Here is a 15,426-nt window from a genome sequence, read left to right as displayed (position 1 = left end):
GGTCCGCTGGTCGGCACCGGAGCGGGAAGTGAGAGAATCACCCCGAGGCCGTGCGCACCCGCCGCCGGCCCCGGGGTGGTGCGCCGCTACCGGCGCCGCACCGAGATCCCCGCTCGCGCCACGACACCGTTCACCGCGACCGCGATCTCCACCTGTCCAGACCGGACAGCCGTGAGTACTCCGGTCTCCGGGTCGAACCACGCCACGTGCCACGGCCGCAGCCCCTGCGCCCCGCCGACGTGCAGCGAGCGGGAGCCGGTCCAGGTCGCGGCCATCGGGTAGTCGAGCCGGACGGTCCGGTCGCCCTGCGCGATGGTGGGCTCGATCCGCACCTGGCCGCGCACGGTCGCGGGTGCGTTGAGCGCCAACGAGTCCACGTGCGGCCGGATCTCCGCCCGCACGCCGTGCTCGCCGACGCCCACCAGCGTCCAGCCGGTGAACCCGCCGACCTCGGCCGGTGCCTTGCCGGAGTTGCCGTTGACCACGTAGTGGACGCCGTCCACTTCGGACGCGAAGAACCCGCCGACGTGGCCGCCGATGAACGTGGCCCTGCCGTTCTCCGCCAGCAGCCGTTCGAAGTACCGCGCCTCCAGCGGGTCGGCCAGCTGGCTGGTGCGCGCGGGCGTCGGGTCGCGCGGCGGGTGGTGCATCAGCACGACCGTGTGACCGGGCGCGGTGCCGAGCGCGCGGCCGAGCATCTCGACCTGGTCGGTTCCGCCGCCCCTGAGCGTGCCGGTGGACGAGTCGAGCAGCACGAACCGCGTGCCCCGGTGGTCGAACGTGCGGTGGGTCGCCCCGAACTCGCGCCGGAACCCGTCGATCGTGCCCGGTCCCATGACCTCGTGGTTGCCCGGCACGTAGTACCAGGGGAGGTCGCCGAGCTCCTCGGTCAGCACCCTGCGGGCGAACGCGAGGTCGGCGGGGGAGGCCTCGTCGACCAGGTCGCCGTTGACGACGACGAACTCGGCACCGGAGGCCCTGATCTCCCGCAGGGTCCTGCGCGCCGCCCGCACCAGGGCGCTGTCCGGAGCCCTCGCCACGAACTGCGCGTCGGACATGACCGCGAACCGCCAGCCCGTGGCGGGGCCGATGACCTCCTCGCGCGGTTCGGCGACCGGTGGGAGCGCGACCGCGGGCGGCACCCGAGCGGTGATGTCGTCCACGACCACCTCGCCCCGGTACGAGCGGTCTGCTCTCGTCTCGATCGCGTAGAAGCGGGTGACCGCGATCGGGAACTCCAGCTCGCCCGGCACCGGGACGGAGAGCCGCTGCCAGCCGGTCCAGGTGATGTGCGGGCCGTAGAGGGAGCGGGACTGGCCGCTCGCGTCGGTGACCGTGAACGCCGTCCACTCGCCCCGTGCGCTGCCGTGCACCCACGCGGAGAGCTCCAGCGGTTGTCCGTTGACCCGCAACGGTTTCGGCGGCACCGCGTAGGCCGTGCGGGTGCCGGTCGACCTCGTGAAGTCGTAGCTCAGCCGGAGGCCGGTGCCGGTGTGGCCGGCGGGCTCGGGTGCGGCGGAACCGGTGGCGCGCGCCGACCCGAAGCTCCACTGCGGAGCGTCGTCGAACGGGGCGAGCAGCTCGTCGGCCGCGCCGACGGTGACGGCCGTCAGCGCCTCCCTGCCCTGCGCCCGTGCCCTGATCGTGGTCGCGCCGGGCTTCTTCGCGACGACCTGGAGGTCGGGCGTGACGTCGACGACCGAGCGGTCGTAGTCCAGGTCGAGGTCGGCGCGTTCGATCGGCGCGCTGTAGCCGGCGGCGTCGAACCCGTTGATGCGCAGCGGTTTCCGCCCGTCCGGCGCGAGACTGATCCGCTGTTCCGCCGGGGCGAGCCGCGCGAGCTCGCCGAGCACGGTGAGGCCGACCGTCTTGTGTGTCGAACCTTTGTGGACGGTGAACGAAGCCTTGCCGGGGCGCTGTGCCGCGTGGAAGGTGTCGCCGACCGCCCACCCGCCGGTGGCGCGCGTGAGGTGCGGGCTCGTGGCCGGTCCGAACGTCTCGTCGTGGCCGCGGACGGTGATCCTGCGGGTGAGGCCGGGGAACACCCGCTGGTCGGCCGGCTGGACGTGGAACCCGGTGAGCCGCCCCGAGCCCGGCGGCGCGTAGAGCGCGAGCCCGTTGGCCACCGGGCGTTCCGCGCCGTCCGACGGGGTGTTGACCACCTTGAGCGCGGTGCTGCCCGGTTCCCGCGCGAGCATGGTCGACGACCCGCCGCCGTCGAGGTTGAGCGCGTTGTGGGCGCCCAGCTCGATCATCGTGTCGGCCAGGTCGCGCAGGTCCAGGCCCGGCAGGTGCGCACCCTGCCGCCCGTCGACGGTGAGCAGCACCATCTTCCTGCCGTCCCGCGAGAAGCCGACCGCCGTGCGCGGGTGGAGCGCGTCCACCGGAGCGACGTTCCTGCCGTCCTGCACCAGCAGCTGCCGCCCGCCGATGGCCGTGACGGGCTCGCTGCCGTCGCTGGTCCGGCTCGCGTAGGTGACCTCGACCCGGTCACCCGGCTTGAGCTGCCGGAGCACGCCCGCACCCCGGTCGCGGCCGACGAGCACGTACCCGCTGATGGGCCGGTCACCCGGCGCACCGACCTCCTCGACGACGTCGCCGGAAACCCTGACCTCGGCCGTGTCCGCGGCACCCTGCACGGCCCGCGCCCTGGAGTAGCCGCCCCACAACGGGGTGAACACGCCGATGCCGTCGACGTCGATCTGCGCGCTGTTGAGCTGCGTGATCCGGTGGACGCCGTTCAACGTGCCCTCGAAGAACGTCTCCATGACGCTCCCGACCCCGGCCGCGTCGATGCCGACAGCGCGCCCGTGCCCGGACTTGACGAGCCGCCCGTCCCGGACGCCGACGCCTTCGGGCGCGTTGGAGTTGCCGATGTCGAAGAAGTCCCCGTTGACCGCCGCGACCGCCCTCGGCGTCTGCAGCGAGAGCGGCCGGGCCGCGCTCACCGAGCCGGCGTCGACGTACCCGACCCCGGTGCCGCCGGTGAGGTCGACCGTCATGGCGTCACCGCGGGTCCACCCGCCGGGGCGGTACCAGTCGAAGGAGCTGAGCGTGACGCCGGGGGCGACCGGTGTGGTGGTCCGTTCCGTCTCGATGTGACCGCCGATGCCGGCATGGGCCGGGGCGGGCGCCAGGACGGCGGTGGGCGTCAGGAGGGCGGGCGTCAGGAGGGCCGCGGCGACCATCACCGGTAGTGCGCGTCTCGTCACAGTTCGCGACCATAGACCGGTGCGGTGAAGATCCGCCTGACGGACCGCGCCCGGTCACCCGGCCCGGCGCACTTCTTCGTCCGGTGCACGGTCTTCCGGAACTGTCCGCAGCTCGTTCGCCTCGGCCAGGTACAGGTGCCCGAGGTCGATGAGCAACGTGCCGAGCTCCTCGAAGTGCGCCGCCCGTTCCGGGTCCGGTGCCGTTCCACAGGTCAGCAACATGTGGCGGGCGAGCAGCTCGCCGAACTCCGGGTGCGTTGCCACCACCTCGCGGGAGAGGCGGGACAGCGACGTGCGCAGCAGGTCCTCGGTCAGAACGTCGACGGCCACGGCAAGATCCCCTCGCTCTTGCGGTACTTCACAGAATCATTCTGGATCGTGGAACAATTCCAAGGCGGGGTCTTACGGGTTGTTTCGAGGTCGAGTGGTATCGAAAACATAACTGCGGTGATGTTCAGGCGCCGGCGTTCAAGCATGCCTCCTGAGTAGGCTTGATCCACTTGCCTCGACCACTTCGCCTGGGGGGACAGTGCACCGCATCAAGGCCAGTCCTGCCCTGGCACGGCTGGAATGGGTCCTCGACGGCCTGGACGGGAAGCCCGGCTGGGGAGCTGACGTGTCCGACGTGCTCGCGCCGGAGTTCACCGCCGTCGTCACAACCGAGAGGTACGTCGAGGTGACCCGCGGTCGAGCTGCCCGTTACGCGCCGGTCGTCGTGGTCGGTCTCGACGTCGGCGAGACCACCGCCCAGGCGCGGATCCGCCGCCACGACGGCACCGTCGATGTCGTTTCCTGCGTCGTCGAGACCGCCCGGCCGCATCGAATTGCCGGCACGTGGGTCACCGAACTCGTGCCGACGGATCTGACACCGAGGTTGCCGGCCGATTTCACGGACTACGACTTGCCTTCCGCCGCCACGAAAACGCGGCTTGTCGTGTTCTCCGGGGTGCCCGGCAGCGGGAAAAGCACCTTGGCCGACGCGGCAGGCGCCGAGCTGGGGATCCCGGTCTTCGCCACCGACTGGCTGCTCGGCGCGCTGACCCCGTTCGGCGGTCGCCACTTCGAGGCTCCGCTGGCCATCGCTGAGGAAGTGCTGACCACGCTCGCCCTGCGGCAGCTCGTCGCCGGGCAGTCCGTGATCCTCGACCACCCCACCGAAGAGGTGGCGACCAGGAACCGCTGGCGCAGCCTGGCACGCCGAGCCGGTGCGGAGCTCCGCGCGGTCGTGTGCCGCTGCTCCGACCCGGAAATCCACCGCGGCAGGCTCGAAGGGCGCAGCCGCGGGATCCCCGGTTGGCATGACGCCGGCGACTGGTCCAACATGCGGCAGCGGCTGGCCGGCTTTCCCCCTTGGCACGGGGAGGCGCTCTCTGTGGACACCGTTCAACCACGCGAGCTGACCCTTGCCGCAGTCCTGCGGCACATCACCACCTGACGGCGCACCGCCGAGGTGCCACGGCAGGTCGTTACCATCCGAACCATGACCATGCCCGCAGCGATCGAAGCCGTCCGGGACGCGTTCACCGGCCTCACCGCGGGGGAGTTCGACCTGCCGCCGCGGCAGGCGTTCGGGGAGAGCCGGTCGCTGGTCATGGCGGTGCACCACCGGCCGAGCGCGTCGACCGCGGTGAAGGTCGTCAGCATCGAGGTCGAGCGGGACCCGGTGATCACCGGGACCGTGGTGTTCAGCCACCCCGGCGGGCAGTTCGCGACGGATGCGGTGCCGTTGACGACGTTGCGGACCGGTGCGGTGGTGGGGGTGGCGACGGATCTGCTCGCCGACGAGGACGCCGGGCAGATGGCGTTGCTCGGGGCCGGGGCGCAGGCCGCGGACCAGGTGCGGGCGGTGCACGCGGTGCGGCCGCTCAAGAAGCTCGTGGTGTTCAACCGGCACCTCGGGCGGGCCGAGGCGTTGCTGGAGGGGCTCAGGGACGAGTTGCCGGACACCGTGCTGGACGTGGCGGCCGTGGCCGACGAGGCGGTGGCGCAGGCGGACGTCGTGTGCTGTGCGACGGCGGCGACCGTGCCGTTGTTCCGGATGGAGGCGTTGAAGGAACGGGTGCACGTCAACGCGATCGGGTCCTACCGGCCGGTGATGCGGGAGCTGCCGCAGGAGTTGCTGGCGAGCGCCGAGGTCGTGGTGGTGGACCAGGTCGAGGCGGCGTTGAGCGAGGCCGGGGAGATCATCCGGGCGGTGCGGTCCGGGGTGCTCAAGCTGGAGGCGCTGGTGGAGCTGGGGGCGGCGCTGGGGAACCCGCCGCTGCGGCAGGGGCGGACCGTGTTCAAGTCGGTCGGGATCGCGGTGCAGGACTGGGCGGTCGCCAAGCTGTTGACGTGAACGCACAGCCTGAAGACAAGACCTGACAACGAGAACTGGGCGCGCACCCTCTCCGCCGCGAGGGGTGCACGCCCAGTTCGCACCTCCGCGCGGGCCGTGAACGGTCCGCGCGGAGACTTCTCAGGTCAGACCTGCCACTTCTGGCTGGCCACGCCCAGGCACTGCCAGATGTGCGTTCTCGTGCCGTCGCCCGAGGCGCCACCGACGGTGTCGAGGCACTTGTTGGCCTGCGGGTTCACGATGTCCTGCGCCCCGCTGACGGCCCACTTCTGGGCTGCCGAGCCGTTGCAGTCCCAGAGCTGGACCACTGTGCCGTTCGCGGTGCCGCCGCCGTTGACGTCGAGGCACTTGCCCAGTGCGCGGATGGTGCCGTCACCGGGGCGGCTCCACTTCTGGGCGGCGTTGCCGTTGCAGCCGACGATCTGGATGGGCGTGCCGTTGGCCGTGTTGGCCCAGGGCACGTCGAGGCACTTGCCGCCGATGCCGCGGATCTCCGAGCCACCGGCGGGCGGGGTGGAGTCGCTGGAGGAGGCGCGGACCCAGTCGATCACGAGCTGCTGCGGGAACGTCGTGCTGGCGTCGGGGTAGCCGGGCCACTCACCACCGACCGCGAGGTTGATGATGATGAAGAACGGCTTGTTGAACACCCACGGGTTGCCGTTGACGTCGGTCGGGGTGTTGCGGGCGTAGACGTTGCCGTCCACCGACCACGTGATCTCGCCGGGCTTCCAGTCGACCGCGAAGTTGTGGAAGCCGTCGGAGAAGTTCGGGCCGTTGTAGGCGTGTGACTTGCCGCCGGCACCGGAGTAGCCGGGGCCGTGGATGGTGCCGTACACGGTGTTCGTCTGGTGGCCCAGGAACTCCATGATGTCGATCTCACCGGAGCCCGGCCACGGGTTGCCGGTGTTGATGTCGGCGCCCAGCATCCAGAACGCGGGCCAGATGCCCTTGCCGCGCGGCATCTTCATGCGCGCTTCGAAGCGGCCGTAGGTCTGCGTGAACTTGTTCGCGGTGTTGATGCGCGCGGACGTGTACTGGCAGCGGCCGTACCAGCAGTTGTAGTTGCCGGGGTTCTCCTTCTTGGCGGTGATGACCAGGTTGCCCTGGCCGTCGTGCGCCGCGTTGGAGGTACCGGCCTGGTACCACTGGTGTTCCCTGTTGTTGCCGTTGTTGTTGCCCACTTCCATGTTCCACTTGCCACCGTCGACACCGGTGCCGGCGGGAGCGTTGAACTCGTCGGCCCAGGTCACCGCCGCGTTGGCAGGGGGAGCTTGGCTGGTGGTGGCGACGGTGATCCCTGCGGCCACCATCAAGGCGGCGGCAAGGGCCGTCCCGATGCGTCGCTGCATCGAACCGACCTTTCCGGGTGTTTAGTTGTGCGCCCAGTGGTTCGGAAGTGTTGTCGCGCCGTGACTCTCGGTCAACTTGTAAACGTTTTCAGGTTGTCGTCACGTGGGAGCGCTCTCAAGAACTCCAGGCCGTGACCAGCAGGTTTGGAGCCAGTTGACACGAACGGACTCGCTTGCGCGATGAGGCTAAGGGCATTAGCCTCCGGGCTGTGAACGTTCGAGCCAGGCTGAGCACCGCCGCTGTCGTGGACGCCGCGGTGGCGGTGCTGGACGAGCACGGGGTCGAGGGCTTGACGCTCGCCGCCGTCGCCGCGCGCACCGGGGTGGCCACGCCCTCGCTCTACAAGCACGTCGGCAGCCTCGCGGAGCTGAAGGCGCACGTCGCCGTGCGCGCGCTCGACGACATGACCGAGCGCTTCACAAAGGCGGTCCTCGGCAGGGCGGGCGACGACGCGGTCACCGTGCTGATGCACGAGTACCGCGCCTACGTCCGCGAGCACCCGAGGCGGTACGCGGCCATGTCGGTCGACCCGCTGCACGACCCGTCGTTGCGGGAGGCGGGTGTGCGGCTGATGGAGGTCATGCTCGCGACGCTGCGCGGGTACGGCCTCGAAGGTTCCGACGCCGTCCACGCCACGCGCCGGCTGCGGGTCCTCGTGCACGGGTTCGCCGACCTCGAGGCCCGCGGCGGGTTCGGCCTGCCGGAGGAGCTCGACGACACCTACGACCAGCTCGTCCGGATGTACCTCGACAGCCTCGGGGGGACCACGTGAAGATCGCGCACGGCGTGCTGCTGCCGACTGGCTGCGCGTGGCTCGCCCGGGAGCTCAGCCGGACGCGGGAACCAGCCGGAACACCCGCGGTGCCCGCCCGGAGCGCGTGACGTAGCCGTCGAACGCGGGCCACACCGCGAGCATCTTGCCCCACGCCTCGTCCCGTTCGGCGCCTTCGAGCAGCCGGGCGCGGACGGGGCGGATGGTGCCGCGGACGTTCGTCTGCGCGTCCGGGTTCTTGAGCAGGTTCGCGGTCCACGCCGGGTGGTCCGGCCGGCCCCAGTTCGTGCCGGCGACCAGCACGCTGTCGCCGTCGGGCACGTACTGCACCGGCGTCTCGCGGCGCTGACCGCTCCTCGCGCCCGTCGAGATCAGCGTCAGGCCCTTCTGGCCGCTGAACGACGTCGTCATCACCCGGCCGCCGCTGACCCGGTACAGCGCGCGGTCGAACGCCATGACGACCGGGCGCAGGTTCGCGAGCCACCTCTGCTCGCCGAGCCACCGGGCGAGTGCCATCACAGCACCCCTGAGGACCGTGCCGCGTGCACGGCGGCCGTGCGGTTGTGGACGCCGAGCTTGCGCATCGCGCCCTTCAGATACGCCTTCACGGTCTCGGCGCTCAGGCCGAGCTCGCTCGCGATCTCCCGGTTCGCCGCGCCCACGGCCGCCAGCCGCAGCACGTCGAGCTCCCTCGGGGTCAGCGTCGTGGGAACGGAGCCGGTCACGGGTTCGCCGCCGAGGTCGTGGTGGACCTTGCGGAGCCGGTCGCGCAGCGCCGGGTCGTCGACGAGGCGGGCGACCTCGGCCAGTTCGCGGAGTGCCGCTTGGGTGTGCAGAGAAGGCATGTCCAGGTCCTGTGCGAAGCCCTGCGCGATCGCGCCGGCCAGCCTGATCGCCCGGTCGCCGACGGTGGCGTTGCCGCGCACGGCGCCGTAGAGCACGCCCTGCACAGTGCCGCGCACCGCGACCGGATAGGCGAACACCGAGGTCAGGCGCTCCTCACCGACGACCATCGGGTCGAACTCGTGGGTGATCGCGCGGGTGGAGGCGTAGTCGTTGACGCGCACGGGCGTGCCCATCGCGACGGCCGTGCCGCCCAGCCCGCGGCCGGAACCGACCCGCAGGCCGTGCAACGACGTGCCGCGGGTGCCGTGGAAGTGCGAGAGCAGCAGCTGGTTCGCCGCCGTGACAGCGCCGCCGAACACCACGGGCAACCCGGTGGCGCGGCGGAGCATGTCCAGGCGTTGCGGCAGCAACGCGGGGAAGCGGTCCGGCAGCACGTCCAGCAGTCTTGCTGACGGGAGCACCCTCGAAAAGGGGTGCACCCCCGTCCGGGGGTATCGGCGTGCCCTCGGGCCACCGCACCCTCGTCAGCCAGCGAAAGGAGGCCAACCGATGGCCAGTCACGACACCTACCGCGCGGCCCGCGACCTGATGCTCACCGACCCGGGGTCGTTCCGCTGGCCGAGCTTCCCGGACGCCTTCAACTGGGCGCACGACTGGTTCGACGTCATCGCCGAGGGCAACGCCGCCACCGCGCTGCACATCGTCGAGGAGGACGGCCGCGAGCGCGCGCACTCGTTCGACGAGCTGCGCCGCCGGTCCAACCGGGTCGCGCACTGGCTCGCGCGGCACGGCGTCGGCAAGGGCGACAGCGTCATGATCATGCTCGGCAACCAGGCCGAGCTGTGGGAGTCGATGCTCGCGGTGATGAAGCTCGGCGCGGTGATCATGCCGACCACCACCGCACTCGGGCCCGCCGACCTCGCCGACCGGCTGCGGCGCGGTGCCGTCCGGCACGTCCTCGCCCGTGCCGAGGACGCGGACAAGTTCGAGGGCGTGGCCGGGGAGGACACCGGCACGGTGCTGATGGCCGTCGGCGGTGGCGCGCGGGCCGGCTGGCTCGACTACGCGCAGGCCGGCGACGAGCCGGACACCCCGCTGCCGCACCCGCAGACCCGCGCCGACGACCGCTTGCTGCTGTACTTCACCTCCGGCACCACCAGCCGCCCGAAGCTGGTCGAGCACACCCAGGTCTCCTACCCGGTCGGGCACGTCACGACCATGCGCTGGATCGGCATCCGGCCCGGCGACGTGCACCTCAACATCAGCTCGCCCGGCTGGGCCAAGCACGCGTGGAGCTGCTTCTTCGCGCCGTGGATCGCCGAGGCGACGATCTTCGTCTACAACTACGCCCGCTTCGACGCCGCGGCGTTGCTGGAGCAGCTCCGCTCGAAGGGCGTCACCACGTTCTGCGCGCCGCCGACGGTGTGGCGGATGCTGATCAAGGCCGACCTCAGCGGCGGACCCGGTGCGCTGCGGGAGGTCGTGGCCGCGGGCGAACCGCTCAACCCCGAGGTGGTCGAGCAGGTCCGGCAGCACTGGGGCCTCACCCTGCGGGACGGGTTCGGCCAGACCGAGACCACGCTGTCGGTCGGCAACCTGCCCGGTGAGGTCGTGAAGCCCGGCTCGATGGGACGGCCGCTGCCCGGTGTGCCGGTGGTGCTGGTCGACCCGATCACCGGTGAGCGCGCCGACGAGGGCGAGATCTGCATCGACCTGGGGGAGCGGCCGATGTCGCTGATGGCCGGCTACCACGGCGACGAGGAGCGCAACGCCGAGGCGATGGCCGGCGGTCACTACCACACCGGCGACATCGCCTCCCGCGACGAGGACGGCTACCTGTTCTACATCGGACGGTCCGACGACGTGTTCAAGGCCTCGGACTACAAGATCTCGCCGTTCGAGCTGGAGAGCGTGCTGATCGAGCACCCGGCCGTCACCGAGGCCGCCGTCGTGCCCGCGCCCGACCCGCTGCGGCTCGCCGTGCCCAAGGCGTACGTGGCGCTGAGCCCCGGCTGGGAGCCGACCAGGGAGACCGCGCTGCAGATCCTGCGGCACGCCCGCGAGAACCTGGCGCCCTACCAGCGGATCCGGCGGCTGGAGTTCGCCGTGCTGCCCAAGACGGTGTCCGGCAAGATCCGCCGCGTCGACCTGCGCGGCCGCGAGGAGCAGGGCGTCGAGCAGGCGGCGGAGTGGCGCGACGAGCAGTTCCCCGAACTGCGCGGGTGACCGTCGCTCGACCTGGTGCCGACCGGCGATCACTGGGAGCGTGGACGACCTCGCCCACGACGACAGGAGCACACCCATGGTGCGCAAGATCGCCGGTCGGCCCGCTGTGATCACCGGTGCCGCCTCCGGCATGGGCCGCAGCCTCGCGCGGCGGCTGTCCCGGCACGGCTCCCCGGTGGTCATCGCCGACGTGAACGAGGAGGAGCTCGCGAAGACGGCGGCCACGCTGTCCGGGCCGGTGCTGAGCCGGGTGCTCGACGTGCGCGACGCGGAGGACTTCCAGCGCTTCGCCCGGGAGACGCGGGAGTGGCTCGACCTGCCGCTGGCCGCCGTGTTCAACAACGCGGGCGTGGCGACGGCGACGAGCGTGCTGAACGCCGTGCCCGAGGACGACACCTGGCTCTTCGACATCGACTACTGGGGTGTCGTGAACGGCACGCGGGCGTTCCTGCCGATGCTGGTGGAGCAGAACTACGGCGTCGTCGTGAACACCTCCAGCGTCTACGGGCTGGTGGGCATGCCGAACAACAGCGCCTACTGCGCGGCGAAGTTCGCGGTGCGCGGCTTCACCGACTCGCTGCGGCAGGAGCTGCGCGGCACCGGCGTCAGCGCGGTGACCGTGCACCCCGGCGGGATCAAGACCAACATCATCCGCAACGGCCGCATCCGCCGCGACCCCGAGGACCGCGGCCGGGACCTGGAGCAGATCGCGGCCGACTTCGACGCCATCGCGCTCACCACGCCCGACCGCGCAGCCGAGGTCATCCACCGCGGGGTGGAGAAGGGCAAGGCGCGCATCCTCGTCGGACCGGACGCGCACGTGTTCGACGCGCTGGCCCGCATCGCGCCCACGCACTACTTCAGCGCGATGGCGTGGTTGTTCGACCGGCGGCGGTGACGCTGCCGCCGGAGGACTGGGGGAAGATCTCGCGCATGCGTTCCTCGACCGCGGTCCGGCGGACCGAGCAGTGGTTCGTCCGGCAGGGCGCGCCGACCATGATCGAGGGCTACGCCTTCCTCACGCACGTGCTGCCGCGGATGCTGCCCGTGCTCGCCTTCATCGCGGCCGGCAGCCTCGCGTGGCTGGTGCCGCTGCGGGCGGCCGGGCCGGGCCGGTGGGTGCTGCTCGGCGTTGTCGTCGCGGTGACGGTGGGCGCCTGGGCGGTGATCTCGGTGTTCGTGCGGCGGCTGCCGACGTTCTCGCGGCGCACGACCTTCCTGCTGCTCGGGGCGTACGCGGCGATGCCGGTCGCGGTTCCGCTGCTGCAGCTGGTGATCGACGACACGATCACCGCGCCGGGCGAGGAGCTGTTCGGGCTCGTCGGGTTCGTCGTCTTCTTCGGGGTGGCGTTCGTCGCGGCGATGGTGTTCACGACCTACGGCGTGGCCGGGCTGGTGCGGGCGGCGGTCCGGCACGTCCTGCACGACCTGCGCAACAGCGTCCACCTGCTCGGCCGCGCGTTGCCGCCGATGCTGTTCGTGACGCTGTTCCTGTTCTTCACCGGTGAGCTGTGGCAGGCGATGAACCAGCTGTCGTGGCAGCGGGTGAGCCTCGTCGTGCTGCTGTTCGCGGCCATCACCGTGCTCGCCGCGGCGGCCCGGCTGCGCGAGGAGATCGGGCGGGTGGAGCAGGACCTGCGCCCCGAGGTGCTGGCGCGGGCGTGCGAGGGCACCCCGCTGGCCGGTGTCGAGGTCGCGGAACCGTTGCAGCCCAAGCGGCTCACTGGCAGGCAGCTGCGCAACCTGCTCGTCATGCTCGCCACCAGGCAGCTCGTGCAGGCTGCGGTGATCGGGCTGGCGCTGTTCGCGTTCTTCGTGCTGCTCGGGCTGATCGTGGTCACGCCGGCGGTGGCCGAGCAGTGGATCGGGTCGCCGCCGGTCATGTCCCCGGTCCTGGGCCTGCCGTCGGCGATGCTGCGCAACGCCACGCTGTTCGCGGCGTTCGGCAGCATGTACCTGTCGGTGACGTCGATGAGCGACAACGAGCACCGGCGGCAGTTCTTCGCCTCGGTCGTGGAACGGGTCGAGCGCACGCTGGCGGTGCGCGCGGTGTACCTGGACCTCAGAAAGCAGGTTCGGGGCTGAGCGCGGTGTCGCGGCTGGGCGGCACGCCGAACCGGCGCCGGTACTCGCGGCTGAACTGCGACGGGCTGTCGTAGCCCACCCGGTGGCCGGCCCGCGTGACGTCCGTGCCGGTGGCGAGCAGCACCCTGGCCTCCTGCAGGCGGATCTGCTTCTGGAACTGGATCGGGCTCAGCGCGGTGACGGCCTGGAAGTTGCGGTAGAACGCCGACTCGCTCATGCCCGCGACCCGTGCGACGTCCTCGACCTTGAACGACTCCGCGTAGTGCGCGCGGATCCAGCTCACCGCCCTGGAGATGTGCGCGAGGCTGGAGTCGCCGCTGCCCAGCTGCCGCACGGCGGCGCCCTGGTCGCTGTTCACCACCCGCCAGAGGATCTCCTGCTTGACCAGCGGGGCGAGCACCCGCGCGTCCCGCGGCCGCGCGACGAGCCGGGCCAGCCGGGTGACGGCGTCGAGCAGCTCGGGGGTGGCGTCGCTGACGGCCAGGCCCTGCGGGGTGCCGGTGGTCCGCGGCAGGTCGTGGCGCAGCAGCAGCTCGGCCACCGCCTCCGGCCGCAGGACGATGCCGAGGCCGAGCGCGGGGTGCGCCGGGCTCGCGCCGACCCAGTCACCGGTGATCGGCAGGTCGACCGAGGCGACGAGGTACTGGCCCGCCCGGTAGTCGTGGACCCGGTCGCCGAGCGCGATGCGTTTGCGGCCCTGCGCCACGAACGCGAGGATCGTGCCGGTCGTCGACGGGCCCTCGTGGCCGCGGACGACCTTGGCCATGAGCACGTCCTCCACCGGTGTGCTCAGGTCCGGCCGGGCGTGCCGGAGGATCAGGTCACGCAGCTCGTCCACCGCGGTGATGGTCCTCGCCGCCGGAGGATCAGGCAAGCCCGTCCACGAACGTCAGCGCCTCCGACAGCGGTTTGCGGTGCAGGTCCGGCACCTCGCAGTCGTCGGCGGGGTACCCGACCGGGAACAGGATGTAGGGCCGTTCGGACTCGCGGCCCAGCAGGTCGGTCAGGAACGTCATGGGGTTCGGCGTGTGCGTCAGCGTCGCCAGGCCCATCGAGTGCAGGGCGGCGATGAAGAACCCGCACGCGATGCCGACGCTTTCGTTGGTGTAGTAGGTCTTCCGGCCGTTCTGCTGCTTCTGCGCGAACACCACCACGAGCCAGGGCGCGACCTCCAGGAACTCCTTGTGCTCGTCGGTCTCCAGCCGCGCCAGCGCCGCGTGCCACTCGGGGACGTCGCGCTCGCGGTAGAAGTGGCGCTCCTCCCGTTCGGCGGCCTCCCGCACCCGGCGCTTCACCTCCGCGTCGGCCGTCGCGACGAACCGCCACGGCTGCTGGTGCGCGCCGCTCGGGGCGGTGTTCGCGGCCCGCACCGCCACCTCGATCGCCTCGGCGGGAACGGGGTCCGGCGAGAACCAGCGCACCGAACGGCGCCGGTCGAGCAACCGGTGGAACTCCCGGCCGCGGTCGAGGCCCTCCGCGATCGGCAGGCGCGGTGGCGTGTACGGCAGGAACGGGTGGCGGTGCTCTCGGGTCACGCCCTGGACGATGCCGATCCGCGCAGCCGAAGACCAGCTCAAGTTTCTCAGGCCAGTTGTAAGTTCAGCTCATGAATCTGCCGAACGTGACGCTGCGGCAGCTGGAGTACCTGGTCGCCGTCGCCGAGACCGGGTCGCTGACCGGCGCAGCGGCCCGGTGCCACGTCTCGCAGGGCGCGGTCTCGCTGGCGCTCACCGAGCTCGAACGCGTGCTGGACCTGCAGCTGGTCGTCCGGTCACCGCGCAGGGGAGCGGCACTGACCGCCGCCGGCCAGCGGGTGCTCGCCGACGCCCGCAGGGTGGTCGGCGCACTGGGCGACCTCGGCGCGCAGGCCCGCGGGCTGAGCCGGACGGTCGGCGGGACGCTCGTGGTCGGCTGCTACGCGCCGATCGCGCCGTTCCACCTGCCGGCGGCGATGGCCACGTTCGAGCAGGCCAACCCCGGGGTGTCGGTGCGGTTCGTCGAGGGGAGCCTGCCGGAGATCGGCGAGCACCTGCTCACCGGCCGCTGCGAGATCGCGTTCCTCTACGACCAGGACCTGCAGCCGGGTCTCGCGTTCCGCAGGCTGTACGACCAGGAGCCGAAGGTGCTGCTGCCGCAGGGACATCGGCTGCGCCGGCGACGCGCGGTGCACCTGCGTGACCTGGCGGGTGACCCGTTCGTGCTGCTGGACGTCCCGCCGAGTGAACACTACTTCCGCTCGGTGTTCGCGGCGGCGGGGCTCGACATGGTGGTGGCGCACCGGGCCCGCAGCTTCGAGCTGGCCCGGTCCCTGGTGGCGCGCGGCCTCGGCTACTCGATGACCGTGCAGCAGCCGGCGGTGTCGCAGTCCTACGAGGGGCTGGAGGTGGTGAGCCTGCCGTTGCGCGACGCCGTGCCCACCACGCCGGTGGTGCTGGGCTGGGCGCAGGGCGGTCCGCTGACCCGGCGCGCGCAGGCGTTCGCGGACCACTGCGCGGTCCTCTTCCGCCCGTGAGCAACTGCAAGTACCACCAACACATGATCAAACCCCCGCTGACCACCACCAACATGTTCGTCACCTGCCGAAGCAGACTTGCGTG

At 71.5% G+C, this 15,426-nt stretch carries 14 protein-coding genes; 7 read left to right on the top strand and 7 right to left on the bottom strand.

What is annotated here, in order from left to right; all coding sequences use genetic code 11:
• Positions 1-86: 86 nt before the first annotated feature.
• The gene (locus tag ACZ7CF_RS30735; RefSeq protein ID WP_470371216.1) at positions 87-3,212 is read right to left on the bottom strand and encodes a phosphodiester glycosidase family protein; all 3,126 of its coding nucleotides are present in this window, start codon (positions 3,210-3,212) and stop codon (positions 87-89) included.
• Between the two features lie 54 nt (positions 3,213-3,266).
• Positions 3,267-3,542 (bottom strand): hypothetical protein, encoded by a 276-nt coding sequence (locus tag ACZ7CF_RS30730; protein WP_360396350.1) that lies wholly within the window; start codon positions 3,540-3,542, stop codon positions 3,267-3,269.
• Between the two features lie 286 nt (positions 3,543-3,828).
• Here ACZ7CF_RS30730 and ACZ7CF_RS30725 point away from each other — a divergent pair, with 286 nt between their 5' ends.
• Together ACZ7CF_RS30725 and ACZ7CF_RS30720 are read left to right on the top strand one after the other, a co-directional pair.
• Entirely contained in the window at positions 3,829-4,647 is an 819-nt protein-coding gene (locus tag ACZ7CF_RS30725) for a P-loop nucleotide/nucleoside kinase family protein (RefSeq protein WP_470371215.1), read from the top strand.
• A gap of 45 nt (positions 4,648-4,692) precedes the next feature.
• Positions 4,693-5,550, top strand: coding sequence for an ornithine cyclodeaminase family protein (locus ACZ7CF_RS30720; RefSeq protein WP_458431333.1), 858 nt, complete (start codon positions 4,693-4,695; stop codon positions 5,548-5,550).
• Between the two features lie 125 nt (positions 5,551-5,675).
• On the opposite strand, the gene ACZ7CF_RS30715 is transcribed toward ACZ7CF_RS30720, so the two are convergent.
• Positions 5,676-6,899 carry a family 16 glycosylhydrolase gene (locus ACZ7CF_RS30715; RefSeq protein ID WP_458431334.1) on the bottom strand — a complete coding sequence of 408 codons (1,224 nt, stop codon included), beginning with the start codon at positions 6,897-6,899 and terminating at the stop codon, positions 5,676-5,678.
• 209 nt (positions 6,900-7,108) lie between these two features.
• On the opposite strand from ACZ7CF_RS30715, the gene ACZ7CF_RS30710 reads away from it, so the two are divergent.
• Complete coding sequence (locus tag ACZ7CF_RS30710; protein ID WP_360396356.1) at positions 7,109-7,672, top strand: TetR/AcrR family transcriptional regulator; 564 nt, start codon at positions 7,109-7,111, stop codon at positions 7,670-7,672.
• A gap of 54 nt (positions 7,673-7,726) precedes the next feature.
• Here ACZ7CF_RS30710 and ACZ7CF_RS30705 read toward each other — a convergent pair whose 3' ends face one another.
• Positions 7,727-8,188: a nitroreductase family deazaflavin-dependent oxidoreductase gene (locus tag ACZ7CF_RS30705; RefSeq protein ID WP_458431335.1), complete on the bottom strand. Its 462-nt coding sequence runs from the start codon at positions 8,186-8,188 to the stop codon at positions 7,727-7,729.
• A complete protein-coding gene (locus tag ACZ7CF_RS30700; protein WP_360396358.1) occupies positions 8,188-8,952 on the bottom strand; it encodes a LuxR C-terminal-related transcriptional regulator in 765 nt (254 codons plus the stop codon). Before ACZ7CF_RS30700 ends, ACZ7CF_RS30705 begins: the two co-directional genes overlap by 1 nt.
• Before the next feature lie 115 nt (positions 8,953-9,067).
• Between ACZ7CF_RS30700 and ACZ7CF_RS30695 the strand changes: the two genes are divergently transcribed.
• The 3 genes from ACZ7CF_RS30695 to ACZ7CF_RS30685 all read left to right on the top strand — a co-directional run bounded on the left by ACZ7CF_RS30695 (position 9,068) and on the right by ACZ7CF_RS30685 (position 12,829).
• Positions 9,068-10,744, top strand: coding sequence for an AMP-binding protein (locus ACZ7CF_RS30695; protein WP_470371214.1), 1,677 nt, complete (start codon positions 9,068-9,070; stop codon positions 10,742-10,744).
• 76 nt (positions 10,745-10,820) lie between these two features.
• Positions 10,821-11,642 (top strand): SDR family NAD(P)-dependent oxidoreductase, encoded by an 822-nt coding sequence (locus tag ACZ7CF_RS30690; protein ID WP_470371213.1) that lies wholly within the window; start codon positions 10,821-10,823, stop codon positions 11,640-11,642.
• The gene (locus tag ACZ7CF_RS30685) at positions 11,618-12,829 is read left to right on the top strand and encodes a hypothetical protein (protein ID WP_360396364.1); all 1,212 of its coding nucleotides are present in this window, start codon (positions 11,618-11,620) and stop codon (positions 12,827-12,829) included. The genes ACZ7CF_RS30690 and ACZ7CF_RS30685 overlap by 25 nt, the downstream gene beginning before the upstream one ends.
• Here ACZ7CF_RS30685 and ACZ7CF_RS30680 read toward each other — a convergent pair.
• Positions 12,807-13,667 carry an AraC family transcriptional regulator gene (locus tag ACZ7CF_RS30680; protein ID WP_360396366.1) on the bottom strand — a complete coding sequence of 287 codons (861 nt, stop codon included), beginning with the start codon at positions 13,665-13,667 and terminating at the stop codon, positions 12,807-12,809. The two genes, ACZ7CF_RS30685 and ACZ7CF_RS30680, sit on opposite strands and share 23 nt — an antisense overlap.
• Before the next feature lie 28 nt (positions 13,668-13,695).
• A complete protein-coding gene (locus ACZ7CF_RS30675; protein WP_360396368.1) occupies positions 13,696-14,364 on the bottom strand; it encodes a nitroreductase family protein in 669 nt (222 codons plus the stop codon).
• Between the two features lie 71 nt (positions 14,365-14,435).
• Between ACZ7CF_RS30675 and ACZ7CF_RS30670 the strand changes: the two genes are divergently transcribed.
• Entirely contained in the window at positions 14,436-15,341 is a 906-nt protein-coding gene (locus ACZ7CF_RS30670; protein WP_470371212.1) for a LysR family transcriptional regulator, read from the top strand.
• The last annotated feature ends 85 nt before the right edge of the window (positions 15,342-15,426 follow it).

This window comes from Lentzea sp. NPDC036955 (genome assembly GCF_055608005.1).
The sequence above is the reverse complement of the archived record's forward strand: the minus strand, read 5'-3'. Positions and strand labels throughout refer to the sequence as shown.

Coding starts and splice junctions, on each gene's coding strand:
- ACZ7CF_RS30720 (WP_458431333.1), top strand. CDS start 4,693: ATGACCATGCCCGCAGCGATCGAAGCCGTCCGGGACGCGTTCACCGGC.
- ACZ7CF_RS30695 (WP_470371214.1), top strand. CDS start 9,068: ATGGCCAGTCACGACACCTACCGCGCGGCCCGCGACCTGATGCTCACC.
- ACZ7CF_RS30670 (WP_470371212.1), top strand. CDS start 14,436: ATGAATCTGCCGAACGTGACGCTGCGGCAGCTGGAGTACCTGGTCGCC.
- ACZ7CF_RS30715 (WP_458431334.1), bottom strand. CDS start 6,899: ATGCAGCGACGCATCGGGACGGCCCTTGCCGCCGCCTTGATGGTGGCC.
- ACZ7CF_RS30690 (WP_470371213.1), top strand. CDS start 10,821: ATGGTGCGCAAGATCGCCGGTCGGCCCGCTGTGATCACCGGTGCCGCC.
- ACZ7CF_RS30705 (WP_458431335.1), bottom strand. CDS start 8,188: ATGGCACTCGCCCGGTGGCTCGGCGAGCAGAGGTGGCTCGCGAACCTG.